The 19,337-nt window shown below is 50.9% G+C and carries 14 protein-coding genes and 2 tRNA genes; all 16 read left to right on the top strand.

All coding sequences use genetic code 11. The annotated features are described in order from the left end of the window. Positions 1 to 275: 275 nt before the first annotated feature. The 16 genes from Q8O92_01065 to Q8O92_00990 all read left to right on the top strand — a co-directional run bounded on the left by Q8O92_01065 (position 276) and on the right by Q8O92_00990 (position 18,982). Entirely contained in the window at positions 276 to 1,094 is an 819-nt protein-coding gene (locus Q8O92_01065) for a hypothetical protein (protein MDP2981904.1), read from the top strand. Positions 1,095 to 1,224: 130 nt separating this feature from the next. Further along, positions 1,225 to 2,121 (top strand): aldo/keto reductase, encoded by an 897-nt coding sequence (locus tag Q8O92_01060; protein MDP2981903.1) that lies wholly within the window; start codon positions 1,225 to 1,227, stop codon positions 2,119 to 2,121. Positions 2,122 to 2,128: 7 nt separating this feature from the next. Then, the gene (locus tag Q8O92_01055) at positions 2,129 to 3,103 is read left to right on the top strand and encodes a hypothetical protein (GenBank protein MDP2981902.1); all 975 of its coding nucleotides are present in this window, start codon (positions 2,129 to 2,131) and stop codon (positions 3,101 to 3,103) included. A gap of 144 nt (positions 3,104 to 3,247) precedes the next feature. Next, positions 3,248 to 4,582 (top strand): IS1380 family transposase, encoded by a 1,335-nt coding sequence (locus Q8O92_01050; protein MDP2981901.1) that lies wholly within the window; start codon positions 3,248 to 3,250, stop codon positions 4,580 to 4,582. A gap of 273 nt (positions 4,583 to 4,855) precedes the next feature. After that, on the top strand, positions 4,856 to 5,686 hold the full coding sequence (locus tag Q8O92_01045) for a phosphoribosyltransferase (protein ID MDP2981900.1): 831 nt from the start codon (positions 4,856 to 4,858) through the stop codon (positions 5,684 to 5,686). A 587-nt stretch (positions 5,687 to 6,273) separates the two neighbouring features. Further along, positions 6,274 to 6,741, top strand: a complete 468-nt coding sequence (locus Q8O92_01040) for a PaaI family thioesterase (protein ID MDP2981899.1) — start codon at positions 6,274 to 6,276, stop codon at positions 6,739 to 6,741. Between the two features lie 223 nt (positions 6,742 to 6,964). Beyond that, positions 6,965 to 10,747, top strand: coding sequence for a LamG-like jellyroll fold domain-containing protein (locus tag Q8O92_01035; protein ID MDP2981898.1), 3,783 nt, complete (start codon positions 6,965 to 6,967; stop codon positions 10,745 to 10,747). A 287-nt stretch (positions 10,748 to 11,034) separates the two neighbouring features. After that, a complete protein-coding gene (locus tag Q8O92_01030; GenBank protein MDP2981897.1) occupies positions 11,035 to 11,997 on the top strand; it encodes an acetamidase/formamidase family protein in 963 nt (320 codons plus the stop codon). 258 nt (positions 11,998 to 12,255) lie between these two features. After that, positions 12,256 to 13,554 (top strand): aminotransferase class V-fold PLP-dependent enzyme, encoded by a 1,299-nt coding sequence (locus Q8O92_01025; protein MDP2981896.1) that lies wholly within the window; start codon positions 12,256 to 12,258, stop codon positions 13,552 to 13,554. Between the two features lie 137 nt (positions 13,555 to 13,691). Next, a complete protein-coding gene (locus Q8O92_01020) occupies positions 13,692 to 14,924 on the top strand; it encodes a M20 family metallopeptidase (protein ID MDP2981895.1) in 1,233 nt (410 codons plus the stop codon). Between the two features lie 12 nt (positions 14,925 to 14,936). Further along, positions 14,937 to 15,893, top strand: coding sequence for a GDP-L-fucose synthase (locus tag Q8O92_01015; protein ID MDP2981894.1), 957 nt, complete (start codon positions 14,937 to 14,939; stop codon positions 15,891 to 15,893). Positions 15,894 to 16,174: 281 nt separating this feature from the next. Then, the gene (locus Q8O92_01010; GenBank protein ID MDP2981893.1) at positions 16,175 to 17,725 is read left to right on the top strand and encodes a hypothetical protein; all 1,551 of its coding nucleotides are present in this window, start codon (positions 16,175 to 16,177) and stop codon (positions 17,723 to 17,725) included. Positions 17,726 to 17,847: 122 nt separating this feature from the next. Continuing rightward, a tRNA-Ala gene (locus tag Q8O92_01005) sits at positions 17,848 to 17,923 on the top strand. 156 nt (positions 17,924 to 18,079) lie between these two features. Then, a complete protein-coding gene (locus Q8O92_01000; GenBank protein MDP2981892.1) occupies positions 18,080 to 18,553 on the top strand; it encodes a type II toxin-antitoxin system VapC family toxin in 474 nt (157 codons plus the stop codon). 168 nt (positions 18,554 to 18,721) lie between these two features. Then, entirely contained in the window at positions 18,722 to 18,931 is a 210-nt protein-coding gene (locus Q8O92_00995; protein MDP2981891.1) for a hypothetical protein, read from the top strand. Continuing rightward, positions 18,899 to 18,982 (top strand) — tRNA-Ser (locus Q8O92_00990). The genes Q8O92_00995 and Q8O92_00990 overlap by 33 nt, the downstream gene beginning before the upstream one ends. Positions 18,983 to 19,337 lie beyond the last annotated feature (355 nt).

Raw genomic sequence — 19,337 nt, 5'->3', positions numbered from 1 at the left:
GGAGTCAGAATCCAGAATCCGGAATGAAAGGAATATTTCTCGCAAAGTTCGCAAAGAAAAGATACTTGCTTCAATAATTTTTATTGAAACCTTTGACTTATCGGTGCATGGTTAAACAAGCATGTACGTGGCATAATTCATCGATCAAGATAAAAAAATATACTTGCTAATGAATTTATTGAAAGTAATATTCGTTTATCAATAAGTTTGAGAAGAATTTCGAATGCCCATGATTATGATATGGGGAATGTCGGATCAAAGGAGGACTGAACGCCATGAAACGGAATAGCAATAACATGATTCTCGCGGTTGTCGTTATGCTCCTTCCTTTTCAAGCGTGGGCGCAAGATGATGTCGGAAGGAACATGGACGAGTTGGGCAAGCGTATTGTTGCCGACACGCACCGCGTGCCGCCGGCATTCGAAGCGCTGGAAACCGTTGCAGTGAAGGGCAGCTATCATCCCGAAGGGGTTCACGTTCATTACAATCCCTCCCTTGCCAAAGTGCAATCTATAGTGCTGGATGGTGTTTATCGCGAAGATGGAAAGTATTTTTCGGCAGCAGAACATCCCGGAGCTATCGAGGCTATGGGGCATAGTGAGCGTGTACTGATTACGTCATTGACTCCAGATACCACTAAACGGTATACCATCGTTTTTTCCCCGGGATTGAGCGCCGATCCGTATTTCCTCATATTCGATGTTGCCGGAGACAGCCTCGGTTTCCGCGGGCGGACCTCTTGGTGCACCGACATCTACATTCCCGGCGATGGTTGCATATACACGTCTGGGCATGTCAATTCGATGTTCGATATCCGGCGGAAATACACCATCAGGGACAGGGGACTTGTTGAAATTCCCCAGCCGATGCAGTATGTCGGGATGGAAACGGTGACGACCAAAAAGATCACGCTGACGCATGATCGCGGCGGTACCGGGGCTGTTGCCGAACTCGATGCCGGAACGTCAATCACCGTGCTGGTCAACGACGGCGATGACTATCTCGTTCTTACACCGCAGGGGATCACCGGATGGGCGCGCATACCGTCCGGTCTCTATACGCCGATCCGATACCTGATGTTTCGGGGCGACTGACGACGCAGTCGTGAGCATCGCCATGGCAATGTGAAAATCCTTAAATACTGATAAGTTCTAAATCAAAGAGTTTATCCTGTTAATCTTGTTAATCATGTCTAAATTTTGTCTTTGATTCCGGAGATATTGTATGGAAAATAAAGAAGAGAAAAAGATGAACCGTAAGGAATTTTTCACCCGCACCACGGAAGGAATCATCGGCATCGGTCTTACTGGTTTGGCAGCGCCCGACTCAGGGGAAACCCAGGCGCCCAAAACGAATGTGGAATTCCGCACACTCGGAAAGACCGGCCTGAAAATATCGGCTGTCGGCATCGGCGCGGCCCGGACGAATGAGCCTTCGGTGATAAAAAAATGCCTCGACATGGGATTGAATTTTTTCGATACCGGGCGGATGTACTCGGAAGGAAAGAACGAGGAAATAATCGGGTCGGTGATAAAGGATATTCGGAAAAACATGGTGATCCAGTCCAAAATAGATCAGAAGCTCATGGGCGACCGGGAGGCCATGGTGAAATCCATCGATGACAGCCTGAAAGCGCTCCGAACCGATTTTATCGATATTATGCTCGTCCGTGGCGCCACATCGGAGGAATTTGTGAATGACACGATCCTCATGGAAGTGTTCTCCAAGGCTAAAAAGAGCGGCAAGATACGGTTTTGCGGATTCTCATCCCATGCCGGAAGCGCCGATCAGATCCTGAGGGCCGGGGTCAAAACGAAATTCTACGATGTGGCCATGATCCCTTACAACCATGCCGGACATTTCACCCATTCCATTTATGGTATCTACAGCGAGTGGAACCAGGAAGCCAAGGAGAAAGAAATAGCCGATGCAGTGGCTGCCGGTATGGGCATCCTGGTCATGAAGACCTGTTCCGGCGGGCCGAGAAAAGAAGAGGGTGAACCGAAAGAAACCTACCGGTCGGCTCTGAAATGGATTCTCAGGAATAAGAATGTCAGCTCGGTTGTGGCCGGCATGGGAAACTTCCGCGAGGTTACAGAAGATACCTCGGCGATGGGATGAGGAAAGAATGAAAAAAGAATTCAGAAGTCAGAATCCAGAATCCCGGAGAAGAGCTTTTACTTTGGGCTTTGGACTTTGGGCTTTGGACTTTGTACCTTCATCCTTCATCCTTCTCTTTTTAGCGTTATTTTCCCCATCCGTTTCCGGTGATACAAGCCATAGTGTTACACCTTTAATCCCATCGGAGAAAGATATTCCCGGCTTTTCTATTACCCGCGCCCCCGTCTACTACGGCCCCCAGAATCTCTGGAACTACATAGACGGCGGAGCGCCGCCTTACCTTGATTACGGCTTCTGGGATATGGCGACATTCACCGTTAAACATATTCCCGACAGCCTCTCCATTGTAGTGGATATCTACGACATGACCGACAGTCTGGGCGCTTTCGGCATCTACGCCAACGAACATGACACGGAAGCGCGCTTCCTGAACATCGGCGTGGAAGGGTATGTCACCTCCAATGCTCTCTTTTTCTGGAAAGACCGCTTTTATGTAAAAATCATGCCCTCTGCCGAATCGGCTTGTTCATCATCTACTTTGGAACAGATGGCCCGGGCTGTCGAGAAGCGGATACCCGGCGGGAATGTATTTCCGCGATTTTTCTCCTTTTTCCCGGTTGAGGGGAAATTGGCTCGTTCCGAGAAATATATTGCGAAAGATGTCCTGGGGCAGGATTTTTTAAGGAAAGCCTTCACTGTCGAGTATGAGCAGGGAGATAAACGTTTCCGGCTTTACCTGATCGAATCCTCCGGGCCGGAACAGGCGAAGGAAAATTTTCGCTCCTGCATGGAGTATATCCGTAATTCCGGCGGGATCGACAAGGGGAATCCGACACTCGGAGACGAGGCGTTCACCGGGAAGGAATCTTTTTACGGCACGGTGATGTTCGCCCGGAAGGGGAAGTACATTTTGGCGTCCGTGGGTCTCGCCGACCTGAAACTGGCGGAGAGGCATCTCCTGTTCATTATGAAAAACTTATAAACAAATATCTCGCAAAAAATATACTGATGACTTATAGCCCGGATTATTCATAAAAAAAGGCAGTGCATCAACTAATATATTGTATTATATTGTAGTTAGACAAATAACGACGAACAAACACAATACAAATGAGTTGAGCCTGCCATGAGAGAAGATACCCAACTTTCGCTTAGATTCAAAATGATTTCCGGCAAAAAAGTGACAGCGGATTTTACCGGCGGTGATGTTAGCTCCGATGGAGGAGTTCTTGCATTGAGAGAGATAACAGACAGTATTGGTATTATCGACCGGCTTGCGGAAGTCATTACGGATTTCCGCCATCAGAGTTATGTGCTTCATGATAATAAAACGCTCCTTAAACAGCGTATTCTGCAGATAGTCTGCGGCTATGAAGATGCCAATGATGCTGATGACCTGAGAACCGATCCCGGTTTCAAGGCTGCGTGCAATCGTTTACCGTCCGAGGGTGATCTGGCAAGCCAGCCGACCATATCACGGTTTGAGAACGCCATGACACCAAGAGATATCTATCGTATTGCCAATGTACTGGTGGATCTGTTTATCGCCTCGTACGATACAGAACCGAAAGCGATCATTCTCGACATTGATGATACGGATGATCCCACACACGGGGCGCAGCAACTGAGTTTGTTCAACGGTTACTACGATGAGTACTGCTATCAGCCTCTTTTCATCTTTGAGGGGCAAAGCGGCAACCTGATTACCAGTATTCTTCGACCCGGCAGACGGCCCAGCGGCAAGGAGACCTGTGCAATCATCAAGCGGGTTGTAAAACGCATTCGAGCGGCATGGCCAAAGGTTGGCATCCTCATCCGCGGCGATTCTCACTTTGCCACACCCGAACTATACGCTTGGTGCGACTCCCATGCTGTTCTGTATGTTCTCGGATTGACATGTACCTCAATTCTCAAAAAGCGTGCACAAGTCGCGCTTGAGGCAGCTCGCCGTGAGTACAAGGCATCAGGTACAAAAGCCCGCACCTTCAGGCAGATGCGCTATCAAGCCAGTACATGGCATCGGGATCTCCGGGTAATTGTCATGGCTGAGGTCTCCGCCCAGGGCGACAACATCCGCTTTATCGTCACCAGCCTGGAAAGCTCACTGCCATCATTCATCTATGAAACGGTGTACTGTGGCCGCGGCCAGATGGAGAATTTTATCAAGGATCATAAGCTCGCCCTTAAAAGCGGCCGGACATCCTGCCACAGTTTCCTGGCTAACAGCTTCCGTCTCATGCTCCATAGCGCAGCCTATGTCATTCTCCACACGCTCAGAGAAAAAGCCCTTTCCGGCACCGAATTCGCCAATGCCCAGTTTGATACCATACGGTTGCGCTTACTCAAAATCGGGGTCGAAGTCCGGGAAATGAAAACCAAGCTTCATTTCATCTTCCCGTCTTCCTTCCCCCTGAAAAATGTATTCGTCACCATGTGCAACAAAATCGTAATGCAGATGTAACCGAAAATGTGTCAGGCATGTAAATTACAGTTCTCGTTTCATTCAAGGGATCACTTTACCTAAAAAAAGGTATACCTTAATGTATCAATCATCCGCGTTCTTGTGTTTCTTGTAAATCACACTTCAAGGTGACCGAAACACCATTTTGAAAGTTTAATACATGGCCATTTTCACAATTCTCAGGCAGCAAAAAAAAATTTATGAATAATCCGGGTTAGGCACATTGCATTAGCAGATACAAGTATTGTTGATATAACTGGACAAAATCCAAATGTGTTTCTTGAACTTGGTATACGATATGGTTTAAGAAGGTCAACTACTATTCTTTTAAAACAGGCAGGGACAGTTATTCCTTTTGATATTACTAACTATAGATGCGTTGAGTACTCTCCGTTTTTCAATGGTCCAGAAAAAGCTATAGATGATATTGTTGATACTATAAACTTGGTTATTTCTCAACGTCCCCGTCCCACTGACAGTCTTGTGTTTGATGTATTCCCTCAGATGCTTGTAGAAATTCCTGGTATAATAAAAGAAAGGGAGGAGGAGGTAACCTCATCAAAGGCTATGGCTTGGAGTGAATACTGGGAGCGATTACAACATATTGTAAGTAAACTGCGGGATAATGTTCAAGATGGCAGATTTGTACCAGATGTAATTCTAGGTATATCTAATGGAGGGCTGATGTATGCTGACCTCCTGGGACGAGAGCTGTTTAGAGGAATACCGATATTATCATTATGGGCTGATCGATTAAATCGAGAAAACAAGTATTTTGATAATCCTATAAATGAATCAATAGTGAAAGGGATTGAATCCTGTAGTCCAACGGCGAAAGAAAAGATAGAGATATTACTTGTTGATGATATTGTTGCTTCGGGAACAACACTTAGACAAGCAGTGCTATATATAAGTACTAAACTTTCAAATTCAAATGTGTATTTTCTGCCTCTCTTTAGTCGAAATGAGAAATATTTTGATCTCATCAGAGATAATATTGTTTGGCTCTCTCCTGTATTCCACTTTAAAGAAGAAGATGTTATGACAATGCATACAGTTGAGAAAAATTTGTTGCCATACGGTAAAGAAATCCGATCCACATAAAAATGAGGAAATAGAGAGTAGGGTCGCATCTTGAATTGTGAATTGATATTCTGAAATGAGATAGGTTGGTAAGCCAGAAGAAAAAAAGACTGTGGGGTAAGAGCTATTACCTAACCCGTCGTTGCACCTGACAGCGGGGGCTGGGCCGTGTATGAAGGTTTTGTGGTTTATCAAGGTTTTATTTTGCTTACAAAGTTTAGTGGTAATTCTCCCCGTTGCAGGTGAGCTTAGTTGTTATGCCGATCCGCATAACACGCCGTGATAAGAGGGCAACCTCAATGCAACACGTTGATATATCAAGAATTATGGCCGTCTGATAACGCGGTGCATGGTGTCTTATACGGACAAGAAACCAAATCTCCGCATCTTATGCGTATCTGGCAAAGAAAAAGTTCACGAAGCAACTTAAGGGGTCATCATAGTGATGCATTTTTAAGAGAACAGGCGCCGAAATTGTGAACTCCCCCCTGAAAAAGAGGGGTTTTTTTTATTATCTATTATAAATTGTAGTATCTTTATTTTCGGCTTTGCGAGAAATTTTATTAATCATCTTCCAGGACTGTACATACTTTTTATAGGGGCATTCCATGACCAGACAGCCTTCATCACGAACCTGCTTCTGCTGTGGAAGACAGAACGAAATCAGCCTGAAAATGACCTGGTACAACGATGTTGAGAACAACAAGGTCAGAAGTACGGTTACCATACCTGAGCATTTCAACGGTTATCCGGGAATTGTGCACGGCGGCGTTCTGGCGGCGGTGCTCGACGAAACAGCCGGTCGCGCGATCATGCTCGACGGCGATTTCAATAATCTGATGGTAACTTTGAACCTGCAGGTGACCTACCGTAGACCGACTCCCACAGAAACGCCGCTCGAAGTGACCGGGTGGGTCATACGTCAGACAGCACTTAGAGCGCAGGTAGCGGGTGAAATTCGGCTCCCGGACGGAACAGTGACTGCGGAGTGCACAGCGGTGGTGGTGAAACCTCCCGCAGAGATCACCGATCGATGGGATCCTGAGAGGCCTTTCTGGCGGGTGTATGATGATTGAAAAAAACGGGAATATATCTATAGGAAGGCAGCCCCCTAAATCCCCCGGAGGGGGACTTTCTCCGAATAAAGATGAAACATGGTATTTTTTTTAAAATAGTAAAACCGGATAATTCAGTTGTATTTCAGCCTGTTAAGTCCCCCTTTGGGGGATTTAGGGGGCTGTAGTATATACAGCCTACAGAAATTTTCAGACAGTATACCTCCAAATTAAGAGTTATGATGTGAAGCTCTTCCGGTATGTATTTCTTATCTTCATGATCCTCTCGGTTTTTCCTTGGTTTTGCTCCGCAGCGGAAAACGCCGCTGAGCCGGGGCTGCTCTTTTATCTATCCGGGGACAAAGGATTCTCAGCCGATTACTCCGGAGGCGATCCGAATCCCTCTTTCCTCGACGCAATCACCCGCGTGCCCGACGGCTTCCGCGGGAAGGCAATCAGGATTCCTGACTTTTCTATGGTCCTTGCCTATTTCGCTCCGGGTAACATCTATGTCGAGCGAGGAACTCTCTCTTTCTTCTGGCGATCACGCGAGCCTATCGGGCATACCCCGTTCCACATCTTCCAGGTCTCATACTGCGATCACTCGAGCATAGACATGGCCTGGATGCGTATCGATTACAACGGCCAGGGCTTTGATGCCTTTGTGACCGACATCAATCTGGGACGCGCCCGGGTATCCTGGAAAGCTCCCGTCCTGCCTGCGCCGGACAAGTGGTCGCATATTGCGGTCGCCTGGGATGAAACGAGGGGCATACGTTTCTATGTGGACGGCGCGCTCGTGGGGAAGAAGGACACTACAGCGGTGTTTTATGCGGGCCTGGACATGTTCGGCCCGGCCAACCGATTCATCAATCCCCAGCACATCTGGGCCAACTACAACCACTCCCGGGGCGGCGACCTCGACGAGGTGCGTATCTACGACAGTATGCTGGAAGCAGGGCAGATCGCCCGCCTTGCCGGGGGGGAACCGGCGGGAGAGATAGCGCCGGTGATCCGTGCCCTGGATGACTCTGCCTTCCGCGATGAGTGGCTGCTTCGCTACGGCTGGAACCGTCCCGGCGACATACCGCCCCCTCTCGCTGCGCCTGCAACCGGTGTGCGGAAGGTCGAAATCCGTGATGTCTATGATCAAAAGCAGTGGGTCTGGAAAGGCGTTGACGGCATCCGCGAAACCACCTGGCCGAATGTCTATAACCGCTCGCAGCTTACCGGTCGCCTGGATTACTTCATCGAGCCGGACTGGAACTGCTACTCCACTTCGGGGAAATCGGTGACTTTTACGATGCCGGATGAGGAATGGAACTATCTGGAAATCTCCGGCGGCGCGTTCGGGAAAGGTTCCCTGCTGAAAGACAGAGCGGAATCGATGCTTTTCACCCGTCCCGCCAGCCAGGAGCGCACGTTCCATCTCCTGCCCGCGCCTGTACGGGGAGGAGCCGTACGGTTCGACAACGAGGTGCAGGAAATGCCCATCGGGGAGTTTTCGGCTTTCCGGGTCGCGCCGGGCCGGGAACCCAGGGGGACCGCAGTCCTCTCGTACTCGCTGACTGCGAAGTTAGAGCCGGATAACCCGAGCCTCGTTCCGCTCCTGGAGTACATCCGGGGACGATTCCTTCCGGACGAGCGCGCGGTCATGGAGGCGCTCCCGGGAGGCGCTCCCGGCAACCCCCGGACTACAACGATCGAGCACCCGCTTCCCCTGGTGCATGTGCTCATTCCCTGCGATTTCCGAGTCAACCGGCCGTTCTGGTCAAACGCTCAGTATTCCTATACCTGGCAGAACATGGACGGCGGATTGGACGGCATCGCCATCGATCTCCCGGCGCTCAAAGTAAAACCCACCCACGGTGAATTCTTCCCCCTCAACATCCAGATCAAGGACCCGCTCTGGCCCAACCGTAACCTGCTGGATTTTTCCTTTTCGATGAAACCGGGAGAGGCGAGGACGCTCTGGCTGGACACCCGCGACCGTATCCTTCCCGATGACCGCCCGATGTATCTCACCATCGCCGGGGCCGGAGGCGATTTCGGGATGCAGTCTCTGGAGGGCGCCCGCGTCCGCCTCATATTCAAGGATCGCGCGGCGGCCCGAATTGAGCACGAGGCCGACAGGTTCACCCAGGTGGTGGACAACTACGGCAACATCGTGGAATGCGGCCCGAATACGAAAAAGCTGCACATGTTCGAGCGTTATATCCTCGACATTTCCGACCTCCTGCGGGTAAACCCGGAACACGCGCAGGGCAGGATTTACTGGGCAATGCGGAACGGCGAACAGGGATTTCCTGCGTTCGAACAGCCCCAGGCGCCTTCTGATGTTCCCCTCTGGGCGTTCCGCCAGGTCGAAGACCTCAAACTCTACCGCAAGTTCATCACCTGGTGGATCGACAACCGTCAGCTTGAGGACGGAGAATTCGGCGGCGGGCTTTCCGATGACGGCGATCTGACCAACCAGTGGCCGGCTCTCGCCCTCATGGGAGTAGAGCCGGAAAAGGTCGCCGACTCACTCCGCCGCGAAATGGACGCCTTCTACAACAATGGGATGTTCACTAACGGGCTGAATACCATACAGACCGATGAGCTCCACACCTACGAGGAGGGGATCGATATCCTTCCGCAGATCATGCTCCTCGATTACGGCGACCCGAAGCAGGTTGAGCGCATCATGGAAACCTGCCGCGCCCTGGAAGGGATAACAGGCGTCAATCCCGCCGGGCACCGCCATATACGATCGAGCTTCTTCAGCGCCACAAAGATGTCTGAAGAGGGAGTGTGGTCATGGTCGTATCCATACTCCTATCTGATCTTTCATCCTGCCCTGTCCCTGGTGGAGTTTAACGGAAACCCAAAGACTAAGAAGCTGGTTTCCGAGCTGTTCGACGGTCTTTTGGCACACCGAAGGAAGGACGCCAACGGCAATTATTCGCTTTCGGCCACCATCAATTACAGGACCGACGCGGAACGGCCTTCGGGAATCGGCCCGGCAATCAGTTATTTCTGGGCGCTCTGGCGGTGGACCGGCGACCCGAAATACCTACAGCCTGTTCTCGACAGCGGCCCCGGCGCCTTGGGGAGCCTGAACGCAAACCTTATGGATATTATCGGGAAGCGGGATACCTGGGGCAAGACCATCGCCTCGCAGGTAACTCCCGCCGCCGGAAACGATCTGTACCGCCACATCGCCTGGCAGGTGACCGGCGACAAACGGTTTCTCGAAAATATGTATGCCTCCCAGATACAGAGCGGTGCCCAGCGGATGCCCATGATGACCGAACACCACTGGTGGGTGGACCGGGTGACCCTGGCCAACACTGAACTCCAGCGAGCGCGCCTGGGAGGAGTGGCTCTCGTCCGCAATACCCTCTACCCAGGCCATACGGTGAGCTGGCGGTTCACTGCGCCCGCCACCGGCGAGAGCGCGGCCATCCTCATTCCCGACGCCAGACCGGACGGCATGACCATCATCGTGTATAATCTGGAGAGTGCGCCGGTGCAGGCATCCCTCATCGGCTGGGATGTGGACCCCGGCATATGGGAGGTGTCCGAGGGCATCGACTCAAACGGCGACGACACACCGGAGTCGGTCATTGGAAAGCGTACAGTCGAATTCGAGCGCACCGGGGAGATCGGGTTCACGTTCGCCCCGAAAAAGACCACGATCATTACGCTCAAGCTCCTGAATAAGAGCAAACCCTATTGGAGCCGTCCCGACCTGGCCATCGGGAAGGATGACATCCGCGTGCAGGGAAACACCATAGCGGTGACCGTGCACAGCCTCGGCTCCGTGGACGCTCCCTCCGGGACTCTCCTGCTCCGGGACAGCGGCGGGAAAATACTGGCCAGGGGCAGTATTCCGGCGCTCAAAGCGCCACACGACCTGCTGCCCAAAACAGCGGATGTCCTGCTCAAACTCCCCGCCGTGGTGAACCCCCGCGGTTGTACGGTGCAGATCGATACTGGGGTAAAGGAGATAACGATGCGGAATAATGCGGTGAAAATACCGTGAGAAGAGATTACAGAGTTGAAGATTATACTTGTCTTGAAATCTTTTGTAAAAACTGGTTTTTTTATCGATTAGACCCTGAAACGAGTTCAGGGTGACGAGTCATGCCGAACTTGTTCAATACATGACGACAAAAAATAATTGCGCATGTTTTGAGTGTTTAGATCCTGAAACGGTTTTATCGTTCCCGAGAAACGGCAACGAGTTGAGGATGACACGTGTCATGCCGAACTTGTTTCGGCATCTATTGAAAAACATAGCAACATCGAGGTGAAATAGAGGAGACTTTCATGAAACGCATAGAACGCTCACCGGCAAACCTGGTTTACGAAATAGATCACCGTCTTGCCCCGGTCATCACGGTCAAGCCCGGCGAGCGGTTTATCCTTGAAACGGAAGATGCCGCCTCCGGATACATCCGCGAGGAAACCTTCCAGCCTTATCCTCAGAACCGCCCCACTCACCGGTTCAATCCGCCGCTTTTGAACCCGGTCGCCGGACCGGTTTTTATCGAGGGCGCCGAAAAAGGAGATGTGGTCGTGGTCGCGGTGGAGAAAATCGTTCCGGACGCCCAGGGATATACCATTCTTCAGCCCGGCGACGGGCTCCTCGGCGATTCTCTCAAATACCGTAAGACCACCGAATTCTATACCCACATTTTCAAACACGTTCCGGGACCTTCGGGAACGCTCTCGGATGGAAATTGTGTGTTCAATGAGCGGATACGGTGGCATCTGGCGCCATTCATCGGGACCCTCTGCCTCGCGCCGGAGCGGGAAGTTTTTTCTTCGGTCTATATTCAGGGTCCCTGGGGCGGAAATCTCGATATCCGTGATTTTTGCGAAGGATCGAAGATATATTTTAACAGCTATACGGAAGGAGGGCTCCTCTTTGCAGGGGATGTGCATGCCTGCCAGGGAGATGGCGAGCTTTCCGGCACGGCAAACGAAACCCGCGCAGAAATTACCCTCTCCTGCGAGGTGATAAAGGGAAAGAGGATACCCCATGTGCGGATAGAAAAGCCGGACGCCCTGGTCGGTGTAGCAACCGGAAAACCCCTTGAGTATGCGGTGCGTGATGCGTTTACCAACCTGATGGAATGGGTAATTCATGATTATGGTTTCGAGGAGCGTGAGGCATACATTCTCCTCACTGCCTGCCCGGATACGCGGATCAATGTCTACCAGATGGTGGATCTGCCTACCTTTTCTTACACGGCAGGTCTGGAGATCCCGAAGAAATACCTTGCTTGACAGAGAGCGTGCTGCGCCTTAGATTAGAGAGCATCTTATAACAAGTCGTTTCATTTATTTCATAGACCCTGAAACGGTTTTATCGTTCCCGCGTAGCGGCAACAAGTTCAGGGTGACTATGTCATGCCGAACTTGTTTCGGCATCTATATGCTATTATGTCATGCTCAATGGATTACTTGCTTTTGAACTGCATAAATAGGTCTTTTGCATCTATCTTTTGACAAGAACAACATGATTTGATAAGGAGATTGTGTTCCATGATTTTTGACAATAATCTGTTGAAAGACATTGAGAATGAATTTCCCCGGGCCAGAACCGATACCTGGGGCAGCCGGCGGGTTTTTCTTGATAACGGCACCGGCACCCTGGTATTGAAACGTTCTGCCGAGGCTCAGTATATCGCTTCCCTTGAACACAGCGCCAATCCCGGCGACAGTTTCCGTGAGTGCCGTGAAGCGGGGAAATTCATGCAAAATGGGCTTCAGGCAGTCGCCGACCTCTTGAACGCGGAGTCCGCCGAAAATATTCTTTCCGCGCAGAGCGCCACCGCGCTTTTTTTCCAACTCAGCTATGCTCTCGGGAATCAGCTCGATAAACGTCATAATATCGTGACAACTTACTATGAACATCTCTCCAATGTGGATCCCTGGCGTGAGCTGGTCCGCCGGGGAGCGGCGGGCGAACTCCGCTTTGCCCATCTTCGTCCGGACGGGACGCTCGATGTGGATCACCTGGAGAGTCTGGTCGATGTGAATACAAAAGTGATCACGGTTTCTGCGGCTTCCAATCTCCTGGGTTCCAAGAGCCCGCTGGTCGAGATCGGCAAAATCGCCCGCAGGGCAGGGGCCTACTACGTGATTGATGCAGTTCACCATGCGGCGCACGGCCCTTTGGATGTGCAGGAAATAGGCTGTGATTTCATGGTGATATCCGCCTATAAGTTCTTCACTCCCAAGTATATAAGTTTCATGTACGGGAAAAAAGAGCACCTTGAATCCATGCGCCCCTACAGTGCCGGGAAGGATCACGGCACTCTTCATGCCAAATGGCACTGGGGCTCGCCCGATCAGGCCAAATACGCGGCGGTGGACGCCACCATCGGATACCTGGCATGGCTGGGCGATCGCGTAAAAGACCGTTATAAAGAACGCTATACTTCCTACCGGGGCCGTGCGCGGTCTCTGAAGATCGCCATGGATGCCATCGATCTCTATGAAAAGGAGATTTCCCGGGCCATGCTGACCGGCATTGACGGCCTTCCGGGTCTAGTGGAAATCCCCCGGGTGAAGTTCCACGGCCTGAGCGATCCGAACCGCCTGGATGAGCGCGACCCCACCTTTGCTTTCAGCGTCGAGGGTATGGCGGGCAGGGATGTGGAAAAACGTCTGGTGGAAGATTATAAGATGGCTATGCGCTCCATGAAATACTGGTCGATGTCGGAGGATTTCTTCGGGTATGACATGCCGCTCCGTGCCAGCCTCGTGCATTACAACACCCTGGAGGAGGTGCGCATGTTTCTTCAGGCTGTGAGGGATATATGCGCCGTTAGATCCTGAAACGAGTTCAGGATGACACGTGTCATGCCGAACTTGTTGCCGCTTCGCGGGAACGATGAAACCGTTTCGGCATCTATACCAATTGGTTCGTATATGTAATCACCGGAACAATAACACAAATACACGGGGAATGAGCCATGAACATTCATTTCAATGACCGCCTGCTTGAGGACTTTCGGTATGTTAGGAAGCAGGCTGAAGATATGCGGGAAGACCTCATCGCCATCCGGCGTGATATCCATGCGCATCCCGAACAGCGTTATCAGGAGATTCGCACCGCGCAGGTGGTTGCGAATATATTGGAAAAAACCGGAATTGAACATCGCACAGGAGTCGGCAAGACCGGAGTGGTGGGACTTTTAAAAGGGGGACTCGGAGCGGGGAAGGTTATCGGGATTCGCTGCGATATGGATGCTCTTCCCATCCTGGAAAATAGCACTGCGCCCTACCGCTCGAAGAATGACGGCAGCATGCATGCCTGCGGTCACGATGTCCACACCACCGTGGTCATAGGTATTGCGCGGGTGCTGGCAAAAATGAAAGACCGTTTCGGCGGCGCGGTAAAATTTATATTCCAGCCATCGGAGGAAAATCCCTGCGGCGAGAAATGCGGGGCGCTGTCCATGATCGCAGACGGAGTGCTCGAGAATCCTCCCATGGACGCTATCATGTCGCTCCACTGCTGGCCGGACCTGAATGCCGGACAGGTGGGAGTGGCGACGGGATCGGCCATGGCCGGAGCGGAGGCGTTCCAGATCGTCATCATAGGCCGTCAGGCCCACGCCGCCACGCCGCAGAGGGGGAGAGACGCCATCCTGGGCGCCTCGGAAGTTGTTTCTTCTCTTTACCATATTATTCCACGGCGTACTGATCCATCGGAACCTATTGCGCTCAATGTCGCCTTTATCGAAGGCGGAAGCAAACTGGGCACCGTCCCGGGGCGCGTCACCATGCAGGGAAGCGTCCGCGCCCTTTCCAAAGAAATCCTGGCGTATATGATGGACTGTATCAAGGATACGGTGGAAGGTGTTTCACGGATTCTCGATCTCAAAAACGAGGTCTTTCTGGACGATCTCTATCCTCCGGTCATCAATGATGCGCATCTGGATGACCTGGTCACCGCGGCGGCTGCCGACCTGCTCGGCAGGGAAAACGTGATATACCAGGCGAAGTGCCCCATGACCGCGGAGGATTTCTCTCACTTCTCCGATCGGATGCCTGCGTATTATCTGAAACTGGGTGTAGCAAACGATGAAAAAGGGATACGGTTCCCTCTGCACAACGATTCATTCGATGTGGATGAGCGGTGCATCGAGACCGGGGTGAGCGTGCTGGCCGCCGCCGCGCTGGCTTTCTTGAATGAAAAATAAAGAAAGTAATGGATGAACGATTTCTGGAAAGACCGCCGGGTGGTGGTTACCGGCGGAGCGGGATTTCTCGGTGGATACGTTCTACAAGGGCTTGAAACCCGTGGCGCCAGTCATGTAATGGTACCCCGCCTTGAAGAATATGATCTCACCATCCTCGCCGACATCAGGCGCATGTATGATGACATGCGGCCCGGCCTGGTGATTCACCTGGCCGCTGTAGTGGGCGGAATCGGAGCGAACATGGCCCATCCCGGAACATTCTTTTACCGTAACCTCGTAATGGGGGTGCAGCTCATGGAGGAGGCGCGCCTTCGAGGGATTGAAAAGTTCGTCGCACTGGGTACAATCTGCGCCTACCCAAAGTATACCCCGGTGCCGTTCCGTGAGGAAGACCTCTGGAACGGCTATCCCGAGGAAACGAACGCCCCCTACGGTCTGGCGAAGAAAATGCTCCTGGTGCAGTCCCAGGCCTACCGTCAGGAATACGGTTTCAATTCCATCTACCTTCTGCCGGTTAACCTCTATGGCCCGGGGGACAATTTCGACCCCGCATCGAGCCATGTGATTCCGGCGCTCATAAAGAAATGTGTAGATGCTCTTGAAAGAGGAGAAGATACCATTGTGGTGTGGGGAACCGGGAAAGCCTCCCGGGAATTCCTGTATGCCGCCGACGCCGCCGAGGGTATTCTGCTCGCCGCTGAGCGATGTAACAGCTCCGATCCGGTCAATCTCGGCGCCGGTTTTGAAATTACCATCAGTGAGCTGGTCAAAAAAATCGCCCTCTACAGCGGGTTCACCGGAAAAATACTATGGGATACGAGCAAGCCGGATGGTCAGCCGCGCCGGTGTTTAGACACTGCGCGGGCCTGGGAGCGTTTCGGATTCAGGGCGAAGGTGGATTTTGACGAGGGACTCAGGCGAACTATCGAATGGTACCGCGCTTTCCGAAATGGTCTGAAGTCCGGATGAGAAGGGGGTCGTCATCTGCGGCGTTCCCCGGTGCATCAGGGAATGCGTTCCGGCGTTGTTCTTCTGAGGCCGTTGAAGGTGGGCGCCATACCGTTCCTGGATGAAAAAAAACACAAACAGCATCGCCAGGATGATGCCAACATAAATTCCAATGAAAGCGATTTCCCGTCTTCTGCTCATCTATTACCCCCCTGGGGTAATAATACATTTCTGCCAGGAGAAAGTCAAGAGACAGAGATTCATTACGACGCTGGGATTGTTACCTGCGAGAAGGTAAGGGCATGATCATTATACTTGTGCGGTTCATAGCGGTGATTTTGGTTTTCCCGGCGCTAAACTTTCTCTGTTGCAGCGGAAAAACTCCGGGGCCGGCTGGACAACCCCACAAAATCGGATATTATGGAGTCATCCATCAGCGTGTATCTATCCCCGCCGATTCCGTTATACCCTGCGAGAGCGAAAAGAAACGGAAAGAAATGGCGGAGCATATGGACAGGGAGAAGCTCCTCTACTCCTCTCGAACGGTTATTGACAGTGATCCGAAAATGCTTGAAATCCCTGCAGGACTTCGCCGGTTTGCAGGAAAAGAATTTATTGTGGCAAAGACTACTCCAAGAATAGAATTTGCGGTTGTTCCCGCAGAACCCCGTTTTTTCGATGAACTGGCGGATCGTGATGTAACCGGATGGTGGGGAAATTACACTCAATCCAACTACTATCCACCCACCGGAAAATTCTATTCCGCTGTAGGTGATCATGGCAAGCTCAATGCCCATATTTACCTTGTAGAATATGATACCCGCTCCCGTACCGTTCGCTGTCTGCCGGAAATAAACCGTTCCATCGGCCGTGGGGAAAAGCAATTCGGTGACGGAATCGTTCATGGATGGATTGACATCTATCAGAGCAGGGATCTTTCCCGTCCACATATCTGGTTCTGCACATACTGGTCACGGTTTCCCGAGCCCACTGAAGCGGATTACGCCACCGGATACGACGGAGGGCGCATCTTCAGTTTCGACATGGAGACCGGGGATATTGTTGATTATGGCGCTCCGATCCCCCGCACCTCCTGGCCTTACCACCGGGTGGATACACGACGGGGGATGCTGTATGCGGTCGGTTACCATTCCGAATTTCTCGCCTGGGATATCAACAGTCAGCGAAGCCGCTGGGCGGGAATGCTTCCCGACAGCCTGACCTGGTTTACCCGCGCCATTCTCCTCGATGAAACTACCGGCATGGTTTATACTGCCAACAATCATGTTTCCGACCAGGAACGTCACCTTATCAGGTATGACCCGGCCGCCAACCGTTTCACGAAACTTTCCTGCTCAATGCCAAAAGACCCAATGACGGGAAGGTATGAACCAATGCGCGCCCAGACCCGTGACCGTGGCCCGGACGGCCTTTTCTGGGGAGTGACCAATTCCGGGGTGCTCTTCAGCTTCGACCCTGCGAGAGAGAAAATCGTAGATCACGGTCTCATCTGGCCGACCGATCAGCGTTATACCTGTTCCATGGAAAGAAGTCCCGGAGGAAGGTATGTCTATTACGCACCGCAAGCCTACCGTGATGGTTCCCCGGTGATTCAGTATGACATAAAGACCGGCGGGAAAAAGGTAATTGCTTTTCTTAAATCTTACTATTATGAAAAGTATGGTTATATACCGGCGGTTTCCTATTCGCTCAAACTCGATGACCGTGGAGAAAAGCTTTTCATGGTCTGGAACGGGGCATTTACCGAGGATGTACCCGACCTGGGTGTCGGACGCTTCGGCAATTGTTCAGTCATGGTGATAAATATCCCCGAATCGGAACGGAAAGAGTAGGAGACTAAAGAATATTAAAAAAGCTCCCGACTTTAATTTCACGTATAGATTCGGAGAATCAATGTCTGCATTTTTGCCTTTACACTGGGCTTACCGCAGGTTATATTTTAAGAAAGAAAAGTGGGGCAGTAGCTCAGCTGGGAGAGCGCATCCCTCGCACGGATGAGGCCGACGGTTCGATCCCGTTCTGCTCCACCAAGATAATCAAGGACTTGGCCGACATGGTTGAGTCCTTTTTGGTTTCAGAAAACCGAAGGCTTTACAGGGAAAAGGATTGACAAAGTATTTTATTATGCATATTATAATGTAAAGAATGACTAAATAGAATGCTAAAGGAATTTCGTTTTATTACTTATGAAAAGCGTTTATATAGAAACTTCTATCATCAGCTATTTGACATCACACCCGAGTCGAGATTTACGCTCGGCGGCATGGCAACAAGTCACCATTCAGTGGTGGGCGCAAGAGCGTCCGAAGTACGAATTGTTAACTTCCGAACTGGTCGTTGCCGAAGCATCAGCAGGTGACCACGAAGCTGCAGGTATTCGCTTGGCAGTGCTGGGGAGCATTGCAGAACTTCCGGTTGACGAGGAGGTGCAGGCGTTTGCGGCCAAGCTGATCGAAGGCGGCGGCGTTCCTCCCAGAGCAGAGGCCGATGCTCTTCACATCGCCGTGGCATGTGTTCACGAGGTGGACTATTTGCTAACTTGGAACTTTCGACATATAGACAACGCTTCAGTAAAACCAATAATCCGGTTGATTTGTACGACAGCCGGATACACTTGCCCAGAAATATGTACCCCCTTAGAGCTACTGTCGGAGGAATAGGATGATGTACAAAGATGAGATCATCGCAGAGGTCTGGCGAAATCGGGATGCCTACGTAGAAAATCATCATTATAGCCTCGATGAGATCGTCCAAGACCTTCGAAAGCGCCAGAAGACGCCCCACTCTAAGCTGGTAGACCGGCGGATGCACAGAAATAAGCAATCAAGATGATTGTGATGGGATATATGAGTGTAAAAAGAAAAACCAAGAAGCTGTCTGAACGAGAGATTGATCAACTTGTTATGAAAAAAGCTGACGATGATTCGGCATGGGGAAAGTCAATTCATGTTCGTAGAACTAAACCGGCTTCAAAACGAGTAGAGATAGAAGAAGCTGCTTTTGCAGGAGCAAAGCATGATATAGCAAAGACGAACTAAACTTCCCTCGCACGGATGAGGCCGACGGTTCGATCCCGTTCTGCTCCACCAATATAATCAAGGACTTAACCAATGTGGTTGAGTCCTTTTTGGTTTTGGAAAATCGAGGCTTTTGCTGGAAAAAAAGAATTGACAAAGTATTTTGTTATACATATTATTATGTATAAAAGAATAAAATAGATTAAGATCCTTTCTTTAATCTCTCAGGGTTGAATTCCCCGCCGCTTGCGGCGAATGGATTAGATAAATAAGAAGATACCCCGCTGCTTGCGGCGGGGAGTTTCATTCCACCTCTTATAAAATATTTTTTTACAATCTATTTTGGAAGAACTAAAAATGAATTTGAATAGATGCAATAATAACAAATATAATAATTAAATCGACAAATACGATAAAATTTTTGATA

Origin of the sequence: Candidatus Latescibacter sp. (assembly GCA_030692375.1) — a bacterium.
Taxonomy (GTDB): domain Bacteria; phylum Latescibacterota; class Latescibacteria; order Latescibacterales; family Latescibacteraceae; genus JAUYCD01.
This window is presented reverse-complemented; position numbering and strand designations above follow the sequence as displayed.